The organism is Pseudomonas sp. FA-1, assembly GCF_056856075.1.
On sequence record NZ_JBWXTH010000004.1, the window covers coordinates 238,953 to 256,820 of the forward strand.

The following is a 17,868-nucleotide window of genomic DNA, read 5'->3' on the forward strand; positions in this document are numbered from 1 at the left end:
TGCGGGCTTGCTACGCGATGCGGCCCTAGGACCTAGACCACAGCACCTTGGTCCCGACGCCCGCCTACCACAAACCACAACGGCCACAGCGCCAATGCTCCGGCAAGGCCGGCGCCCAGGGCAAAGTGCACCAGGCTCGCCCCCGCCCCCAGCATCGCCAGCACCGCGCCACCGAGCCCCAGCAGGGCGATGGTGATCATCCCCAGCATCGCCGATACCAGCCCCTTGCTCTGCTCGCTGGCGAACAGCGTCATGCGATACAACACGGCATTGGCCACACCCAAGCCCAGCGCATACAGCGACATGCCCGCTACCAGGCTGGTCACCGTCGGCCAGTACCAGGTCGCCAGCGCCATCAGGCACAGCCCTGCCAGGTATGGCCAAAGCGCCCCGCGCACCAGGCTGGCCAAGGGGTAGCGGTCGGCGATACGGTTGATGATCAGGTTGCCCAGGATCAACCCACCGAACACCGGCAACTGCCACAGGGCGTACTCCATCGTGCTCAAACCTTCGTCAGTGATCAGCAACACCGGGGACAGGCCGATCCAGCCGATCAGCGGCAAGCCCACCAGCCCGAGCGCCGCACTGCCCGCGACGAAGCGAGAGTTGCCCAGCAGCTGGCCATAACCGGCGAGCAACGGCAGCAGGTGGATCGGCGTGAACGGCAGGCGCGAACCATCGCGGCGCTCCACGCCCAGGGTCTCCGGCATCAATCGGTAGAGCAGCGCCCAGGTCAGTACAGCGCCCACGGCAAACGCCACGAACAACCAGCGCCAATCCAGCCATTGCAGCATCAGGGTCCCCACCAGCGGCCCCAGCAGCGGCGACAACAGGGCGATGTTGGCCAACAGGGCCATCATGCGCACGGCATCGGCCTCGCTGAATGCCTCGTTGAGCGCCGGGTAGCTGACCGTCACCACGAAGCCCAGGCCAATGCCCTGCAACAGGCGCAGCAGGTTGAACAGGCCAATGTCGTGCACCCAGTAGGTGGCCAAGCACGCCAGGCCGAAGAACGCACAACCGGCCAGCAGCAGCGGCCGCCGCCCATAGCGGTCGGCCAAGGGGCCGATCAGCCACTGCAGCAGCACACCACCGAGCAGGTACAGGTTCAGGGCATGGGGAATGTATTCGGGGCTGGCCTTCAGATCGTCGACCACTACCGGCATGGCGGGCATGACCGCATCGCTGGCCAGGTAGGTCAGCAATTCGAACAGGGCCAAGGTCAGCCCGAACAGCAAGGCACGCAGGGGCGTGATGTACAGCAATGGTTTCATGGTCGAAGACAGCTTGAAAAACAGGAGGGGCCAGCCTATATGCCAGAAACGGCGGGGCGAGGCTGTGAACAAGTGTAATGGCTACCAACGCATCGCGGGGCAAGCCCGCCCCCACAGTCGTCTGTAGGAGTGGGCTTGCCCCGCGAAAGGGCTGCAAAGCAGCCCCAGGAACACCGGCTTTACTGCGCAGCCGCTTCCTGTACCACGCGGATCACCCGCTGCGGGAACGGAATGTCGATACCCTCGGCCTTCAGGCGATCACGGGCCTGTTCATTGAGCATGAACATCACGTTCCAGTAGTCGGCGGTTTTGACCCAGGCACGCAGGGAGACGGTAATGGCGCTGTCGCCCAGGGTCGACACCACGGCTTCCGGAGCCGGGTCCTGCAGCACGCGCGGGTCCTTGGCCAGCTCCAACAGAACGTTGCGAGCCTTTTGCAGGTCAGCGTCGTAATCCACACCCACGTCGAACACCACCTTGCGGGTCGGCTGGCGGTTGTAGTTGGTGATGATGCCGTTGGACAGATTGCCGTTGGGCATGATCACGGTCTTGTTGTCACCGGTGCGCAGCACGGTATGGAAGATCTGGATACTGTCGACAGTGCCGCTGACCCCTTGGGCCTCGATCCAGTCACCGACACGGAACGGGCGGAACAACAGGATCAGCACCCCTCCGGCGAAGTTGCCCAGGCTGCCCTGCAAGGCGAGGCCGATGGCCAGGGCCGAACCACCGATGGCCGCCACGAACGAGGTCGTCTCGATGCCGATCATGGAGGCCACGCTGATGACCAGCAGAACCTTCAACACGATGTTGGCGATGGTCTTGATGAAACCCTGCAATGCGGGATCAGGCGCGCGCAGGCCCACTAGCCGGCCCAGGCGGTCACTGATCTTGTTGGTCACCCACCAGCCGATGCCCAGGGTCACCAATGCCAGCAGCACACGGCTGCCGTATTCCATGATCAACGGGATCCAGGTCTGCGACTGGCGGACCAGCTGGTCCACTTCAGCATTCAAGTCCATCTATTTCATCTCCTGATGCCAAACGGCATGTACACGAAAAAAACAGGCCGCGAAGATCTCGCGGCCCCAGGTTCCGATGGACATCACTAGGCCATCAAGGTTCCTGTTTCACAAACGGTCAGTCGCGGAAGTTGTTGAACTGCAGCGGCATGTCGAATTCCTTGGTGCGCAGCAGGGCGATGGCTTCCTGCAGGTCGTCGCGCTTCTTGCCGGTGACCCGCACCTGCTCGCCCTGGATGGCGGCCTGGACCTTGAGCTTGGCGTCCTTGATGGTAGCGACGATCTTCTTGGCCAGTTCTTTATCGATACCCTCGCGGAACTTGGCTTCCTGCTTCATTTCCTTGCCGGAGGGGTAGGCATCCTTGACTTCCAGGCATTTGACGTCGATCTTGCGCTTGACCAGGGCCAGGCGCAGGATCTCGATCATCGCCTCGAGCTGGAATTCCGCCTCGGCGGTCAGGAGCACGGTCTGCTCCTTGTCCTTGAACTCGAAGCTGCCCTTGCCCTTGAGGTCGTAGCGACGGTCCAGTTCCTTCACCGCGTTGTCCACGGCGTTGGTGACTTCGTGCTTGTCCAGTTCCGATACCACGTCGAACGAAGGCATGGTTGTTCTCCAAAATAAAAGCGCGCTCGGTCGGATGGAGCGCGCCAGGTTTGACGGTTAAAATGCGGGCTCATTATAACGGGTTGCGAAACGCAGATGAGCAGCACCTGGCATATTCTCGGCGCCGGTAGCCTCGGTAGCCTCTGGGCCTGCCGCCTGGCCCGCGCGGGCAAGGCGGTGCGCCTGGTCCTGCGTGACGAACAGCGCGTGGCCGCCTACCAGGCCGTCGGCGGCCTGACCCTGGTCGAGCATGACCAGGCCAGCCGCTATGCGATCCCGGCCGAGAGCCCCGGTGCCCATGGGCCGATCCATCGCCTGCTGGTGGCCTGCAAGGCCTATGACACCGCCCCTGCCGTGGCCCGCCTGGCGTCGCGCCTGGCCGAAGGGGCCGAACTGGTTCTGCTGCAGAACGGCCTGGGCAGCCAGGACGAAGTCGCCGAGCAGGTGCCCCGGGCCCGCTGCATCTTCGCCTCGAGCACCGAAGGCGCCTTTCGCGAGGACGACTGGCGCGTACGCTTCGCCGGGCAAGGCTTCAACTGGCTGGGCGACCCCGCCAACCCCACCATGCCGCACTGGTACGACGAACTGGCCGAAGCCGCCATCCCCGCCGAATGGACGGTGGATATCAACACCCGCCTGTGGCGCAAGCTGGCGCTCAATTGTGCGATCAACCCCCTGACGGTGCTTCACGACTGCCATAACGGTGGCCTGTTGGAACACCTGGGAGAAGTCGCCACACTGTGCGACGAGCTCGCCGCACTGCTGCGCCATTGTGGCCAGCCCCAGGCCGCCGACAGGCTGTACGAGGAAGTACAGCGGGTCATCCTGGCCACGGCAGCCAACTATTCTTCCATGTACCAGGACGTACGCCATGGTCGGCGCACCGAAGTGCACTACCTGCTCGGCCATGCCTGCCGGACCGCAGCCCGCCATGGTCTGGGCCTGCCGCACCTGGAACGCCTGCACCAGCGCCTGGTCGATAGCTTGCAGGCCCGTGGCCTGCCCAGCGACTGACGCTGCCCCATCAACCGCACAGAGGACACCGCCTCGCCCATGACCCTGCGCCAACGCCTGGAAAACCTCCCGGTCGGGCAGAAACTGCTGGCGGCCTTGCTGGTACTGCTGGTCACCATCCTGCTGGTAGCCAACCTGGCTTTCATCAGCGCCGCCTATTGGATCACCCAGGAAAGCATGGCGCCCCAGGCCCTGCACACCATCGGCCGGCTGGTATCCAACCCACAGCTGTCGGCGCGTGCCGGCGACTCGCAGGAGGCGGCCAGCGCACTGCTCAAGGAACTGGACAGCTACTCTCCCCTGCGCGCCGCCGCCCTCTATGGCGGCGATGGGCGCATGCTCGCACAGTTGCAACATGGCGACCCGCTGGCGCTGCCCAAGCGTTTTCGCAACATCAGCGGCTGGCGCATGATGGAATTTCGCAGCACCCAGCTGATCCCGCTGCCCCGCGAAGGCCAGCCCCCGGCCCACCTGCTGCTGGTCGCCAGCAGCGAACTGCCGACGGCCTTCTACACTGGCACCCTCACCGCGAGCCTGGCGATCCTGGTCTTCAGTGTGCTGCTGTGGTTGCTCATCGCCCGGCAGATCAAGCGCCTGATCACCGAACCGATCAACCAGCTCGAGGAGCTGAGCCGCCAGGTCACCCGTGAGGAAAGCTACGCCCTGCGCGCCCAACGCGGCAACGACGACGAGATCGGCAGCCTGGCCAACGCCTTCAATACCATGCTTTCGCGCATCGAGGCTCGCGAGCAACAGCTCAAGCGCACCCGCGACGAATTCCAGATGGCCTATGACCAGGCCCAGGGCCTGGCCGAAGAAACGCGACACACCAATCGCAAGCTGGAACTGGAAGTCCAGGTCCGCAGCAAGATCGAGAAGAAGCTCACGGGCTTCCAAAACTATCTCAACAGCATCATCGACTCCATGCCTTCGGCCCTGATCGCCCTCGATGAACAGCTCTACGTGACCCAGTGGAACCATGAAGCCACGGTGCTCTCCGGCACACCGCTGGACGAGGCACTGAACCAGCCGATCTTCATCGCCTTCGAGCCGCTCAAGCCGTTCCTTCCGCAACTCAAGGAAAGCGTGGAAAAACACCGCGTGGCGAAGATCGAACGGGTCACCTGGCCCAAGGGCGAGGACGTGCGCCACTACGCCCTGACCTTCTACCCGTTGACGGGCGGCGGAGGGCGTGGCGTGGTGATCCGCATCGACGACATCACCCAGCGCCTCTCGCTGGAAGAGATGATGGTGCAGTCGGAGAAGATGCTCTCGGTGGGCGGGCTCGCCGCGGGCATGGCCCACGAGATCAACAACCCCCTGGGGGCCATCCTGCACAACGTGCAGAACATCCGCCGACGGCTGTCGCCGGAGCTGCCTCGCAACCAGGAGCAGGCGGCCGAGCTGGACATCGACCTGTCCAGCGTCAACCGCTACCTGGAAAGCCGCGAGGTGCCCCAGCTGCTCGATGGCATCCAACAAGCCGGCGCGCGCGCAGCGAAGATCGTCACCCACATGCTCAGTTTCAGCCGCCGCAGCAACCGTCAGCTGGCGCCCTGCGATCTGCCGGCGCTGATCGACCAGGCCGTGGAAATCGCCGGCAACGACTTCGATTTGGCCATCGGCTTCGACTTCAAGGGCCAACACATCGTGCGTCAATTCGACCCGGCACTCGGGCCAGTGCCCTGCACGGCCAACGAGCTGGAGCAGGTGCTGCTCAACCTGCTCAAGAACGCCGCCCAGGCCATCCACCAGCGCCCGCAAGCCAGCGAACCGGGGCGCATCACCCTGCGCACCCGGCTCAACCCGCCGTGGGCGGAAATCCAGGTGGAAGACAATGGCGTCGGCATGCCCGAAGCCGTACGCAAGCGAACCTTCGAACCGTTCTTCACCACCAAGGAGATTGGGCAGGGCACCGGCTTGGGCTTGTCGGTCTCGTATTTCATCATCACCAACAACCACAAGGGGCAAATGGAAGTGCATTCCGCCCCCGGCCAGGGTACCTGCTTCACCTTGCGCCTGCCCCTTGGCCAACCGGCGCCGACGGCACCGGGCACCACGGAGGCATGACATGGGCTATCGCCTGTCGAAGATCTACACCCGCACCGGCGACAAAGGCGAGACCGGCCTGGGCGATGGGCGCAGGGTGCCTAAGGACCACCCACGCATCGAAGCCATTGGCGAGGTGGACAGCCTCAACAGTCAACTGGGCCTGCTGCTCGCAGGGCTCGCCAGCGAAGGGCTGCAGGAGGTGATCGAGGTCCTTGCGCCCTGTCAGCACCGGCTGTTCGACCTGGGTGGCGAGTTGGCGATGCCCAGCTACCAGGCGTTGGATTCCCAAGAGGTCGAACGGCTGGAAGCGGCGATCGACCGCTGGAACGAAGAGCTGGGGCCGCTGAAGAACTTCATCCTGCCCAGCGGCTCGGCGCTGGTGGCCCAGGCCCATGTGTGCCGGAGCCTGGCGCGGAGCGCGGAGCGGCGTTGCCAACAGCTGAATGCGCTCGAGCCGCTGGAGGGGGTCGGGTTGGCGTATATCAACCGATTGTCGGACCTGCTGTTCGTGGCGGCGCGGATCATCGGCCGGCGGCAGGGGGTGGCTGAGGTGTTGTGGCAGCCTGCGGATAAGCCTAACGGCTGATTTTTGGGGCTACTTTGTAGCCCATCGCCGGCAAGCCGGCTCCCACAAGGACCGCACAGGGCTTGAGTTCTGTGCAGGCCCTGCGGGAGCCGGCTTGCCGGTGATGGGCCGCAAAGCGGCCCCGATTACTCAGACTTCAGGCCAGAACGCCCGGATCCCGGCAACACCCTGTGCTCCGGCATCCCAGGCTTGCTCCCGCTCACCGGCACCGACGCCTCCGAGCAGGAACACCGGATGGTTGATCCCCTGGATCAACCGCCTCGCCTGCTCCCATCCCAGCGGCGTGGCGTCCGGATGAGTCTGGGTCGCCTGCACCGGCGACAGGGTGACGAAGTCCACGCCCATTTGCTCGGCCAGGGCCAACTCCTCGGCATCGTGGCAGGACGCCGCCAGCCAGCGCGCCTTGGGGAAGGGGCGGCCATTGGTAGCGTACTTGCGCAGCTGTGCCGAGGTCAGGTGCCAGCCGGCGGAAGGGAAATCCCCCAACCACTCCAAGGGCCCCTTGAGCATCAGCTGGGCCTTGCCGGCACACAGGCCGACCGCATCCACCGCCACGTCGCGATACTTGGGATCGTACATGTCCGGTGCACGCAGCTGGATCAGGCGGATACCGCCGGCGATGGCCTTCTGGATACCGCGCAGCAGCTGCGGCGCGTCCAGCCCGTCCGGGGTGATCAGGTACTGGTCTGGCAGGCGGGCGGCTGCCACGATCGGCGTGTTGGCCTCGGGGAAGTCGTACTGCCCCAGGTCGCGGGGCGCCACCCAGGCCAGCGGCTGGCCCTCGGCGCCATGGGGCTCGCCGGTGAAACCGTCGACTTCACGGACATCCAGCAGCACCTGCTTGTCCGGGTAATCATGGCTGACCTTGATCAGCGGTCGGGAACGGGTCACCTCGATGCCCAGTTCCTCGCGCAGCTCACGGGCCAGCGCCGCCTCGACGGCCTCGCCCTCCTCCACCTTGCCGCCGGGGAACTCCCACAGGCCGCCCTGGTGCTGGGTGTCGGCGCGCCGAGCGATCAGGATGCGCCCATCGATACCACGAATGACTGCTGCTACCACATGAATCCGCTTCACCCTTCACGCTCCGCCAGGCCTGCCTTCTGCCAGGCCTGGAAGGCCGGCCACTGGTAGATGGTCTCGATGTACGTGGCCGCTTGCGCAGGCACTTCGACGCGGTAGGTACGCAGGCGCACAGCCACCGGGGCGAAGAAAGCGTCGGCCAGGCTCGGCTTGCCGAACAGGAACGGGCCGCTTTCCTTGGCCGCCAGCCGGCATTCGGACCACAGGGCGACCATACGATCGATATCCACCTGGACATCCAGCGGGATGCTTTCCAGGCCCTCGTCGCGAGACAGGTCGAATGGCATGGCACTGCGCAGGGCCATGAAGCCGCTGTGCATCTGCGCGCAAGCCGAGCGGGCCTGGGCACGGGCAGTGACATCGGCAGGCCACAGCTGGGCGTCGGGGTGGCGCTCGGCCAGATACTCGGCGATGGCCAGGGAATCGGCGATCACACCATGCTCGGTCTTGAGCAGCGGCACCTTGCCACTGGTCGAGAACTCGAGGATGCGCTTGCGGGTGTCGGGCTGGTTCAGTTTGATCAGCGTTTCTTCATAGGGCACGCCAGCCAGCTCCAGGGCCAGCGCGCCACGCAGCGACCAGGAGGAGTACAGCTTGTCGCCGATGATCAGGTGATAGCTCATGGTTCGGCTCCATTGGTTTGGAAATTCGTGGCTGCCTTGCAGCCCATCGCCGGCAAGCCGGCTCCCACAGGTTCAGCACAGATCTGGGGGTATACGGCGACATCTGTGGGAGCCGGCTTGCCGGCGAAAGGGCCGCGAAGCGGCCCTGTGATGGTTCAGGTACGGTACTCGGCGTTGATTTTCACGTACTCGTGGGACAGGTCGGTGGTCCAGATGGTTTCGCTGCATTGGCCACGGCCCAGCTCGATGCGAATGGTGATTTCCTCCTGGGCCATCACCTTGGAACCCTGCTCTTCGGTATAGCTCGGGCTACGACCACCCTTGCTGGCGATGCAGACGTCATCGAGGAACACGTCGATCAGGCTGACATCCAGCGCCGGTACGCCGGCACGGCCGACCGCGGCGAGGATGCGGCCCCAGTTGGGGTCGGAGGCGAACAGCGCGGTCTTGATCAGCGGCGAGTGGGCCACAGCGTAGCCGACGTCCAGGCACTCCTGGTGGTTGCCGCCGCCATTGACCTGCACGGTGACGAACTTGGTGGCGCCTTCACCGTCGCGCACGATGGCCTGGGCCACTTCCATGCACACCTCGAACACGGCCTGCTTCAGGGCGTCGAACAGCGCACCGCGGGCTTCAGTGACTTCCGGCAGGTTGGCCTTGCCAGTGGCGACCAGCATGCAGCAGTCATTGGTCGACGTGTCGCCGTCGATGGTGATCCGGTTGAACGACTTGTTGGCGCCGTCGAGCAGCAGGTCCTTGAGCACGCCCGGCGCGACCTTGGCGTCGGTGGCGATGTAGCCGAGCATGGTGGCCATGTTCGGGCGGATCATCCCGGCGCCCTTGCTGATGCCGGTGACCGTGACGGTGACGCCGTCGTGCTGGAACTGGCGGCTGGCACCCTTGGGCAGGGTGTCGGTGGTCATGATGCCGGTGGCGGCTTGCGCCCAGTTGTCTTCCGACAGGTCGTCCAGGGCGGCCTGCAGCGCACCCTCGATCTTCTCGACCGGCAGCGGTTCGCCGATCACGCCGGTGGAGAACGGCAGTACCGTGCTGGCATCGACACCCGCCAATTCGGCCAGCTTGGCGCAGGTGCGCTCGGCGGCGGCGAGGCCCGGCGCGCCGGTGCCGGCATTGGCGTTGCCGGTGTTGGTCAGCAGGTAGCGCACGGTGCCTTGTACACGCTGCTTGGAGAGGATCACCGGTGCTGCACAGAAGGCGTTGAGGGTGAACACACCCGCGACGCTGGAGCCTTCGGCGCAACGCATCACCACCACGTCCTTGCGCCCAGGGCGCTTGATGCCGGCAGACGCGATGCCGAGTTCAAAACCGGGAACCGGGTGCAGGGTGGGCAAAGGACCAAGACCAACAGCCATTAGAGCGCTCCTAGAAAATACGGTGGACAGGTGATGGAAGAGCGAGGCCGCTTCGCACCCCATTCGCGGCACAAGGCCGCTCCTACAGGACCATGCTCGAGTCTCTGTAGGAGCGGCCTTGTGCCGCGAATGGGCCGCACAGCGGCCCAGGTTTGTCACGTTACAGCAAGCGGATCAGATCATTCGATCTGGCCGTGGCAATGCTTGAACTTCTTGCCCGAACCGCACCAGCATGGCTCGTTGCGGCCCAGCTTCTGTTCGTTGCGCACCGGCGCGGTGGCCACGGCCACTTCGGCACCTTCCTGGGCAGCTTGCTCTTCGCTTTCCAGGCCAGGGGCGGCGGCATGCTGGAACTGCATGCGCTGGGCCAGTTCCTCGGCCTCGCGACGCAGGCGCGCTTCCTCTTCGGCCGGGTCCTCGCGACGGACCTGGACATGGGACAGCACACGGATGGTGTCGCGCTTGATCGATTCCAGCAGCTCCTGGAACAGGCTGAAGGACTCGCGCTTGTACTCCTGCTTCGGGTTCTTCTGTGCATAGCCGCGCAGGTGGATACCGTGACGCAGGTGGTCCATGGTGGACAGGTGGTCCTTCCACAGATCGTCCAGTACACGCAGCAGGATCTGTTTCTCGAAGGTACGCAGGGCTTCCTCGCCGGCCTGGTCTTCCTTCTCGTTGTAGGCTGCGGTGATTTCGCTGAGCAGCTTCTCGCGCAGGGTCTCCTCGTAGAGGCGCTCGTCCTCGTCGAGCCACTGCTGGATCGGCAGCTTGATGGCGAAATCGCTGGCCAAAGCAGCTTCCAGGCCGGCCACGTCCCACTGCTCGGGCAGCGACTGTGGCGGAATGTGCTGGCTGATGGTGGCATCGAGCACTTCCTGGCGGAACTCGGCGATGGTGTCGCCGATGTTGTCGGCCGCCAGCAGGCTGTTGCGCATGTGGTAGATCACCTTGCGCTGCTCGTTGGCCACATCGTCGTATTCGAGCAACTGCTTGCGGATGTCGAAGTTACGGCCTTCGACCTTGCGCTGGGCCTTCTCGATGGCGTTGGTGACCATGCGATGCTCGATGGCCTCGCCGGACTGCATCCCCAAGGCCTTCATGAAGTTCTTCACCCGGTCGGAGGCGAAGATACGCATCAGGCTGTCTTCGAGCGACAGGTAGAAACGGCTGGAACCCGGGTCACCCTGACGGCCGGCACGACCGCGCAGCTGATTGTCGATACGGCGGGATTCGTGGCGCTCGGAGGCGATCACGTGCAGGCCGCCAGCCTCGATCACCTGCTGGTGACGCTTCTGCCAGTCGGCCTTGATCTGGGCGATCTGCTCAGGGGTCGGGTTCTCGAGCGCTGCGACCTCGGCTTCCCAGTTACCACCCAACAGGATGTCGGTACCCCGACCGGCCATGTTGGTGGCGATGGTCAGCGCGCCCGGCGCACCGGCCTGGGCGATGATTTCGGCTTCCTTCTCGTGGTACTTGGCGTTGAGCACCTTGTGGTCGATACCTTCCTTCTTCAGCAGGTTGGACATGTGCTCGGAGGTTTCGATGGTGGCCGTACCGACCAGGACCGGGCGGCCCTGCTTCATGCTTTCCTTGATGTCGGCGATGATCGCCGCGTACTTCTCGTCGGCGGTCAGGTATACCAGGTCGTTGAAGTCCTTGCGCGCCAATGGCTTGTTCGGCGGAATGACCATCACGTTCAGGCCGTAGATCTGAGCGAACTCGAAGGCCTCGGTGTCGGCGGTGCCGGTCATGCCCGCCAGCTTGGTGTAGAGGCGGAAGTAGTTCTGGAAGGTGGTCGAGGCCAGCGTCTGGCTCTCGGCCTGGATGTTCAGGTTTTCCTTCGCCTCGATGGCCTGGTGCAGGCCTTCGGACAGGCGGCGGCCCGGCATGGTACGGCCGGTGTGCTCGTCGATCAGCAGGACCTGGCCGTCCTGGACAATGTATTCGACGTTGCGATGGAACAGCTTGTGGGCGCGCAGGCCGGCATAGACGTGGGTCAGCAGCCCCAGGTTGTGCGCCGAATAGAGGCTCTCGCCCTCGGCCAGCAGGCCGGCCTGGGTGAGCATCTCCTCGATGAACTGGTGGCCGGCTTCGTTGAGCTCCACCTGACGGCTCTTCTCGTCGATGGTGTAGTGACCTTCCTGGGTCACCTGGCCTTCGACTTCTTCGATGTGCTGGGTCAGGCGTGGGATCAGGCGGTTGATCTCGATGTACAGCTTGGAGCTGTCCTCGGCCTGGCCGGAGATGATCAGCGGGGTACGAGCTTCGTCGATGAGGATGGAGTCGACTTCGTCGATCACGGCGAAGTTCAGCTCGCGCTGGAACTTCTCCTCCTGGCTGAACGCCATGTTGTCGCGCAGGTAGTCGAAACCGAATTCGTTGTTGGTGCCGTAGGTGATGTCGGCGGCGTAGGCGGCGCGCTTCTCCTCCGGCGGTTGGAAGGCCGAGACGATACCCACGGAAAGACCGAGGAACTCGTACAGCGGACGCATCCAGTTGGCGTCACGGCGGGCCAGGTAGTCGTTCACCGTCACCACGTGCACGCCCTTGCCGGACAGTGCGTTGAGGTAGACGGCCAGGGTACCGACTAACGTCTTGCCTTCACCGGTGCGCATTTCTGCGATCATGCCCTCGTGCAGGGTCATGCCGCCGATCAGCTGCACATCGAAGTGACGCATGCCCATGACGCGCTTGCCGGCCTCACGGGCCACGGCGAAGGCTTCGGGCAGCAATTGGTCGAGGGTCTCGCCTTTGGCCAGGCGCTCCTTGAACTCTGCGGTCTTGCCCCGCAGCTGCTCGTCGGAGAGGGCCACCATCTTCTCTTCGAAGGCATTGACGATATTCACCGTCTTGAGCATGCGTTTGACTTCACGCTCGTTCTTGCTTCCAAAAAGTTTCTTTAACAAAGGCGCAAACATATCGACAGGATCTTCCACACTTAGGGATGGAGGGCGGCCCCGTGAGTCGCCCGTGCAGCCCATGGGCTGCATGCGAACGAGCATTCTACCCGGAAACGATGGTGAGGAAAGTGGTGGATTTCCACGATGCTGGCACAGCGCTTTGGCGGGGGCCCTCCTAACATAAGGGCTTTTCGGGCAAGTTCAAGGTGCTGGAAGATGAAACGTATCTGGGACATTTCCGAAGCAGATCAGGCGGTTGCGTTGCGTTTGCTGCCCAATCGCGGGACAGGCCTGCTCCCGCAGGGGTTCGGCAAGACAGGCCGTGAGGCGTGCAGCTTCTGTTAAGATGGCCACCCAGCAACCCATTGTGTACTCCAATGGCCTACAAGCCCTCCCCCGCCCGCCCACCGGCCGCCCTGCTACGCCAGGCCCGGCCGCTGCGCCTGCTGCTCAACCAGGCCGAACGCCTGGAATACCTGCAGCGCCTGCTGGAGAGCCAGCTGCAGCCGGCTGCTCGCGAGCATTGCCATGTGGCGTCCTGGCGCGATGGCACATTGTTGCTGGTGGTGACGGATGGTCATTGGGCGACACGCCTGCGCTACCAGCAGAAAAGGCTGCAACGTCAGCTGCAAACGCTGGAGGCATTCGGCAACCTGCAGCGCATCCTGTTCAAGGTGCAGCCGCCGCTGGTCCCGGCCAAGCGCGAGGGGCAAGGGGTCGAACTGTCGAGCAAGGCAGCCGAGAGCATTCGCGATTCGGCCGAAGGCATTGCCGACCCCAGGCTGCGCGCAGCCCTGGAGCGGTTGGCCAGTCACGCCCGCGACAAGCGATAGGCCCACTGGGACCGCTTCGCGCTCCGTCAGCAAGCATAAAAAAGGCCACCCGAAGGTGGCCTCAATGAACTAGAGAGTGTTCGAACTTACACGGCCGCAACAGGGCGCATGTAGGAGATCGGTGCCGTGCTGGCATCTTCGAAGGTGACCACTTCCCAGGCGTCTTTCTCGGCAATGAGCTTGCGCAGCAGCTGGTTGTTCAGCGCGTGTCCGGACTTGTAGCCCTTGAACTCGCCGATCAGGCTGTTGCCCAGCAGGTAGAGGTCACCGATGGCGTCGAGGATCTTGTGCTTGACGAATTCGTCTTCGTAACGAAGGCCGTCTTCGTTGAGCACGCCGTCCTCATCGACCACGATGGCGTTTTCCACACTGCCGCCCAACGCAAGGTTGTGCTTGCGCAGGTACTCGATGTCGCGCATGAAACCGAAGGTACGGGCGCGGCTGACTTCCTTCACGAACGACGTGCTGGAGAAGTCGACGCTGGCGCTCTGGGTCCGGTTGCGCAGTACCGGATGATCGAAGTCGATCTCGAAGCTCACCTTGAACCCGTCGAAAGGCAGGAAGGTAGCGCGCTTGTCGCCCTCCTCCACCGTCACTTCGCGCAGGATGCGGATGAACTTCTTGGCTGCGTCCTGTTCTTCCAGGCCGGCGGATTGAATCAGGAATACGAAGGGGCCCGCGCTGCCATCCATGATCGGTACTTCCGAGGCGGAGAGCTCGACGTAGGCGTTATCGATGCCCAGGCCCGCCATAGCGGAGAGCAGGTGCTCGACCGTATCGACCTTTACGTCACCGTTGACCAGCGTCGTCGACATGGTTGTCTCGCCGACGTTGGCCGCGCGCGCCGGGATCTCGACGACAGGGTCGAGGTCGGCACGGCGGAAGACGATGCCGGTGTCCACAGGCGCTGGCTTGAGGGTCAGGTAGACCTTCTCCCCGGAGTGCAGGCCGACACCTGTGGCACGGATGGTATTCTTCAGGGTGCGTTGTCTAATCATGGCATTGGCCGCTTCAGCGCAAATTGCGAACAGGTATCAACAAAGGCTGGGGATGATAACAGACCCGGCCTTTGCTGAACACCAATCACCCCTATACCCCTGATAAATTCCATTAATCGGCCTGACGACGCAGGAACGCCGGGATGTCGAGGTAGTCCAGATCATCCTGTGGGTTGAGTTTAGCGGCTGCGGCAGCACCGCCATGGGCCTGGTTGCGCATCACGGTCGGACGCTCCAGGTCACGGTAGTTGACCGCTGGTTGCTCCTGGCGGGCCGGTGCCGGGATGGACGCCTCGTAGGCCTGTTGGGCGTTCTGCAGGGTGTTGTCCACGACCTTGACCGGCTTCTCGATGCGCGCGCCCAGGCCGGTGGCCACCACGGTCACGTGCAGTTCGTCGCGCATGTCCGGGTCGATCACGGTGCCGACCTTGACCATCGCGTGGTCGGAGGCAAAGGCTTCGATGATGCTACCGACGTCGGAGTACTCGCCCAGGGACAGGTCCGGGCCTGCGGTGATGTTCACCAGGATGCCGCGGGCGCCCTGCAGGTTGACGTCCTCGAGCAGCGGGTTGCGGATCGCCGCCTCGGTCGCTTCGCGGGCACGGTTCGGGCCACTGGCGCAACCGGTACCCATCATTGCCATACCCATTTCGCCCATCACGGTGCGCACGTCGGCGAAGTCGACGTTGATCATGCCTGGGCGCTTGATGATGTCGGAGATACCGCGTACGGCACCGGCCAGTACGTCGTCGGCCTTGGCGAAGGCAGACAGCAGGCTGGCATCCTTGCCCAGGATGGTCAGCAGCTTCTCGTTGGGGATGGTGATCAACGAGTCGACGCTCTCGGCCAGCATGCGAATGCCTTCATCGGCGATCTGCATGCGCTTGCGGCCTTCGAACGGGAACGGACGGGTCACCACCGCAACGGTGAGGATGCCCATTTCCTTGGCCACTTCGGCGATGATCGGCGCAGCACCGGTACCGGTACCGCCACCCATGCCGGTGGTGATGAACACCATGTTGGTGCCCTGCAGCACTTCGGCGATGCGCTCGCGGTCTTCCAGCGCAGCCTGGCGGCCGACTTCCGGATTGGCACCTGCACCCAGGCCCTTGGTGACGCCGGTACCCAGTTGCAGGATGGTGCGCGCGCCGATGTTCTTCAGCGCCTGTGCATCGGTGTTGGCGCAGATGAACTCGACGCCTTCGATGTTGCTTTTGACCATGTGGTTGACGGCGTTGCCGCCACCACCGCCGACACCGATCACTTTGATGACCGGGCTTTGCGGGACGTTGTCTACGAGCTCGAACATTTTCCCTCTCCTTACAGTTCTCTAGTTTTTGCGCCTACCACTACTGCTTTGAAACTTAGAAGTTGCCCTGGACCCAACGCTTGAATCGCTCAAGCACCGGGGCCTTCGGTTCATCGCCATAGCTGTTGTTGCTGCTGTTACCGGTCAAGGGCAGGTCCTCGGTCTGCTTTTGCAGGCCATAGGTGAGCAGGCCCACGCCGGTGGAATAGATCGGGTTGCGTACTACATCGCTCAGCCCCCGAACGCTGTGCGGCACGCCCAGGCGTACCGGCATGTGGAAGATTTCCTCGGCCAATTCCACGGCGCCTTCCATCTTCGCGGTGCCGCCGGTAAGGACGATGCCGGCCGGCACCAGGTCCTCGTAACCGCTGCGACGCAGCTCGGCCTGGATGAGGGTGAAGAGCTCGTCGTAACGGGGCTCCACCACCTCGGCCAGGGCCTGGCGCGACAGCTCGCGCGGCGGGCGATCGCCCACGCTCGGCACCTTGATGGTCTCGCCGGCGCCGGCCAACTTGGCCAGGGCGCAGGCGTAGCGGATCTTGATTTCCTCGGCGTACTGGGTCGGCGTACGCAAGGCCATGGCGATGTCGTTGGTCACCTGGTCGCCGGCGATCGGGATCACCGCGGTGTGGCGGATAGCGCCTTCGGTGAAGATGGCGATGTCGGTGGTGCCTCCACCGATGTCCACCAGGCACACGCCCAGTTCTTTTTCGTCATCGGTCAGCACCGAGTAGGCCGAGGCCAACTGCTCGAGGATGATGTCGTCGATTTCCAGGCCGCAGCGGCGCACACATTTTTCGATGTTCTGCGCGGCATTGACCGCGCAGGTGACCACGTGAACCTTGGCCTCCAGACGTACGCCCGACATGCCCAGGGGCTCGCGCACGCCTTCCTGGTTGTCGATCACGTAGTCCTGCGGCAGGGTGTGCAGCACCCGCTGGTCGGCCGGAATGGCTACAGCCTGGGCAGCGTCGAGCACACGCTCGAGGTCAGCGGTGCTCACTTCCCGGTCGCGGATGGCGACGATGCCGTGGGAGTTCAGGCTGCGGATGTGATTGCCGGCGACACCGACGAACGCCGAGTGGATGCGGCAGCCGGCCATCAGCTGCGCCTCTTCCACGGCGCGCTGGATCGACTGCACGGTCGATTCGATGTTCACCACCACGCCCTTCTTCAGGCCGCGGGACGGGTGGGTGCCGATCCCCACGATCTCCAGGGAGCCGTCGTCGGCCACTTCACCCACCAGCGCCACCACCTTGGAGGTGCCGATGTCCAGCCCGACGATCATTTTGCCGCTATGCGCGTTTGCCATGGTCCTGCCTCTCTCTAATTCTTCGCAACGGCGGGTTGGGCCGTCGTCGGTGCAATCGGTTCCCGCCAGCCAACGGCAAGCCCGTTGGCGTACCGCAGATCAACGCGGGCGATGTTTGTGATCTGCTCTTTGAGTGTCTTGTCGTAAATGGCAATGAAACGGCGCATCTTCTCCACCAGGTGGTCGCGCCCCAGCAGCAGCTCGATCCCAGGCCCAGCGCTGCCCGCGCCGGTGGTCAGGAACCAGCTGCCTCGCTCGCGCAGCTCCAGGCGAGCGATGGAAAAGCCCAAGGGGCGCAGCATCTGGCTCAATACCTGATACTGCTGCATGACTTGTTGCTGAGCGCGCTGCGGCCCGAACAGCTGCGGCAGATGCTCATAGTTGGCCAGCTCGCGCGGGGTGAAGGCCTGCCCCTGGTTGTTGAGCAGGGCCTCGTCGCCCCAGCGCGCCACCGGCAACTGTTCTTCCAGGCGGATCACCACCTCGTCCGGCCAGACACGACGGACTTCGGCATGGGCGATCCACGGCATCTGTTCGAGCTCCGTACGCATCGCTGTGAGGTCGACGCTGAAGAAGCTCGCCGCCACGTAGGGCGCGATCCGCTGCTGCACCGCCTGCTGGCTGATGTAGCTCAGGTCGCCCTGCACGGCGACCTTGGTGATCGGACGGTCGGCGTACGGCATCAGGCGCACGGCACCTTCATAGGCACCGAAGCCCGCGGCCACCAGCAGCACCGGCCACAGCAGGCGCTTGAACACACTGAAGTTGGCCTTGGGCAGGCGCGCCGACATTGGCTCCTTGGCCACCAGTCGGCTGGCACCACGCGGCACCGGCTTGCTACGGCCGGTGGCGGGTTGCTGATGACGTAACATCGCGCCTTGCATGGCT

The 17,868-nt window shown here is 64.0% G+C and carries 16 protein-coding genes; 5 read left to right on the forward strand and 11 right to left on the reverse strand.

Annotated features, from left to right (window positions below):
• Window positions 1–32: 32 nt before the first annotated feature.
• The 3 genes from AC1MHZ_RS09870 to AC1MHZ_RS09880 form a co-directional block, all read right to left on the reverse strand.
• Entirely contained in the window at window positions 33–1,274 is a 1,242-nt protein-coding gene (locus AC1MHZ_RS09870; RefSeq protein WP_084855800.1) for an MFS transporter, read from the reverse strand.
• Between the two features lie 179 nt (window positions 1,275–1,453).
• Window positions 1,454–2,296 (reverse strand): mechanosensitive ion channel family protein, encoded by an 843-nt coding sequence (locus AC1MHZ_RS09875; protein WP_324813576.1) that lies wholly within the window; start codon window positions 2,294–2,296, stop codon window positions 1,454–1,456.
• Between the two features lie 118 nt (window positions 2,297–2,414).
• On the reverse strand, window positions 2,415–2,900 hold the full coding sequence (locus tag AC1MHZ_RS09880; protein ID WP_084855798.1) for a YajQ family cyclic di-GMP-binding protein: 486 nt from the start codon (window positions 2,898–2,900) through the stop codon (window positions 2,415–2,417).
• Between the two features lie 96 nt (window positions 2,901–2,996).
• On the opposite strand from AC1MHZ_RS09880, the gene AC1MHZ_RS09885 reads away from it, so the two are divergent.
• Genes AC1MHZ_RS09885 through AC1MHZ_RS09895 form a run of 3 tightly spaced genes read left to right on the forward strand, consistent with a single transcriptional unit; the run spans window position 2,997 to window position 6,552 of the window.
• Entirely contained in the window at window positions 2,997–3,914 is a 918-nt protein-coding gene (locus AC1MHZ_RS09885) for a putative 2-dehydropantoate 2-reductase (RefSeq protein WP_482966304.1), read from the forward strand.
• A 39-nt stretch (window positions 3,915–3,953) separates the two neighbouring features.
• The gene (locus AC1MHZ_RS09890; protein ID WP_084855796.1) at window positions 3,954–5,984 is read left to right on the forward strand and encodes a sensor histidine kinase; all 2,031 of its coding nucleotides are present in this window, start codon (window positions 3,954–3,956) and stop codon (window positions 5,982–5,984) included.
• A 1-nt stretch (window position 5,985) separates the two neighbouring features.
• Window positions 5,986–6,552 carry a cob(I)yrinic acid a,c-diamide adenosyltransferase gene (locus tag AC1MHZ_RS09895; RefSeq protein WP_084855795.1) on the forward strand — a complete coding sequence of 189 codons (567 nt, stop codon included), beginning with the start codon at window positions 5,986–5,988 and terminating at the stop codon, window positions 6,550–6,552.
• 129 nt (window positions 6,553–6,681) lie between these two features.
• On the opposite strand, the gene AC1MHZ_RS09900 is transcribed toward AC1MHZ_RS09895, so the two are convergent.
• The 4 genes from AC1MHZ_RS09900 to secA all read right to left on the reverse strand — a co-directional run bounded on the left by AC1MHZ_RS09900 (window position 6,682) and on the right by secA (window position 12,546).
• Window positions 6,682–7,626, reverse strand: coding sequence for a Nudix family hydrolase (locus tag AC1MHZ_RS09900; protein ID WP_084857301.1), 945 nt, complete (start codon window positions 7,624–7,626; stop codon window positions 6,682–6,684).
• Window positions 7,623–8,255 carry a glutathione S-transferase family protein gene (locus AC1MHZ_RS09905; RefSeq protein WP_084857299.1) on the reverse strand — a complete coding sequence of 211 codons (633 nt, stop codon included), beginning with the start codon at window positions 8,253–8,255 and terminating at the stop codon, window positions 7,623–7,625. The genes AC1MHZ_RS09900 and AC1MHZ_RS09905 overlap by 4 nt, the downstream gene beginning before the upstream one ends.
• A gap of 155 nt (window positions 8,256–8,410) precedes the next feature.
• Window positions 8,411–9,628, reverse strand: coding sequence for a bifunctional glutamate N-acetyltransferase/amino-acid acetyltransferase ArgJ (gene argJ / locus AC1MHZ_RS09910; protein WP_084857297.1), 1,218 nt, complete (start codon window positions 9,626–9,628; stop codon window positions 8,411–8,413).
• A 179-nt stretch (window positions 9,629–9,807) separates the two neighbouring features.
• Window positions 9,808–12,546, reverse strand: a complete 2,739-nt coding sequence (gene secA / locus AC1MHZ_RS09915) for a preprotein translocase subunit SecA (protein ID WP_084857295.1) — start codon at window positions 12,544–12,546, stop codon at window positions 9,808–9,810.
• A 198-nt stretch (window positions 12,547–12,744) separates the two neighbouring features.
• Between secA and AC1MHZ_RS09920 the strand changes: the two genes are divergently transcribed.
• Window positions 12,745–12,873 (forward strand): hypothetical protein, encoded by a 129-nt coding sequence (locus tag AC1MHZ_RS09920; RefSeq protein WP_301178466.1) that lies wholly within the window; start codon window positions 12,745–12,747, stop codon window positions 12,871–12,873.
• A 32-nt stretch (window positions 12,874–12,905) separates the two neighbouring features.
• On the forward strand, window positions 12,906–13,361 hold the full coding sequence (locus AC1MHZ_RS09925) for a DUF721 domain-containing protein (RefSeq protein WP_084857293.1): 456 nt from the start codon (window positions 12,906–12,908) through the stop codon (window positions 13,359–13,361).
• 86 nt (window positions 13,362–13,447) lie between these two features.
• Here the strand turns inward: AC1MHZ_RS09925 and lpxC are convergent, their stop codons facing one another.
• The 4 genes from lpxC to AC1MHZ_RS09945 all read right to left on the reverse strand — a co-directional run bounded on the left by lpxC (window position 13,448) and on the right by AC1MHZ_RS09945 (window position 17,864).
• A complete protein-coding gene (gene lpxC, locus AC1MHZ_RS09930) occupies window positions 13,448–14,359 on the reverse strand; it encodes a UDP-3-O-acyl-N-acetylglucosamine deacetylase (RefSeq protein WP_070092350.1) in 912 nt (303 codons plus the stop codon).
• 112 nt (window positions 14,360–14,471) lie between these two features.
• Window positions 14,472–15,668: a cell division protein FtsZ gene (gene ftsZ, locus AC1MHZ_RS09935; RefSeq protein WP_084857291.1), complete on the reverse strand. Its 1,197-nt coding sequence runs from the start codon at window positions 15,666–15,668 to the stop codon at window positions 14,472–14,474.
• Between the two features lie 55 nt (window positions 15,669–15,723).
• Window positions 15,724–16,980: a cell division protein FtsA gene (gene ftsA / locus AC1MHZ_RS09940; RefSeq protein WP_084857289.1), complete on the reverse strand. Its 1,257-nt coding sequence runs from the start codon at window positions 16,978–16,980 to the stop codon at window positions 15,724–15,726.
• Between the two features lie 14 nt (window positions 16,981–16,994).
• Complete coding sequence (locus AC1MHZ_RS09945) at window positions 16,995–17,864, reverse strand: cell division protein FtsQ/DivIB (RefSeq protein ID WP_084857287.1); 870 nt, start codon at window positions 17,862–17,864, stop codon at window positions 16,995–16,997.
• Window positions 17,865–17,868: the final 4 nt, after the last annotated feature.